Origin of the sequence: Psychrobacter piscatorii (assembly GCF_904846415.1) — a bacterium.
Taxonomy (GTDB): domain Bacteria; phylum Pseudomonadota; class Gammaproteobacteria; order Pseudomonadales; family Moraxellaceae; genus Psychrobacter; species Psychrobacter piscatorii.
Genome location: NZ_CAJHAR010000109.1, coordinates 1 through 562, shown reverse-complemented (window position 1 = coordinate 562; position 562 = coordinate 1). Strand labels below are relative to the sequence as shown.

The 562-nt window shown below is 44.5% G+C and carries 1 protein-coding gene; it reads right to left on the bottom strand.

Annotated features, from left to right (window positions below; all coding sequences use genetic code 11):
- Positions 1-280: cytochrome b/b6 domain-containing protein (locus JMX83_RS15090; RefSeq protein ID WP_455431202.1), on the bottom strand; the 280-nt coding region annotated here is incomplete at its 3' end.
- Positions 281-562: the final 282 nt, after the last annotated feature.

The following is a 562-nucleotide window of genomic DNA, read 5'->3' as shown; positions in this document are numbered from 1 at the left end:
GAGATGGCGTGGGGAAAAAGTCACTGAAACGTGCATAACGTGTCCCCTCAAATCCCCAAAGTAGACGGACAACCACTAGCCCCACCCCGATATAACCGACATATTGATGCAGCTCACTACCTTCTTCGGTAAACAGCAAATTGGCAGTGATACCAGCCGCGACGGCCCAGTGAGTCACTCTGACCAACATATCCCAAACTCGTACTTGTCGAGTTTTAGGAGTATTTGATAAAGACATATCAGGCTCGTGCGCCGGATTGCTTGTGCTATGTTGGGTCATGACCGTCACTCCTTTAATGGTTCGTTTGTTTTTGACGACGTGATTGCTAAACATCGAATCTAGGCGAGATACCGCTAGTAGACTCGCCATCACATCGTCTGCTCTACCGCTATTACAACAAACAAACCTTAAGAGGAGCTTAGGAAACTAAGAATTCGAACTTTAAAGTAGTGAATAATCTACCTGACATTTATAGATAATTAAAAGTAGGGCGTGTTGAACCTTCGACCATGGCACTGACAGCGACTATTTTTTAGGCGATTCGATGCTAAAAATAATAAG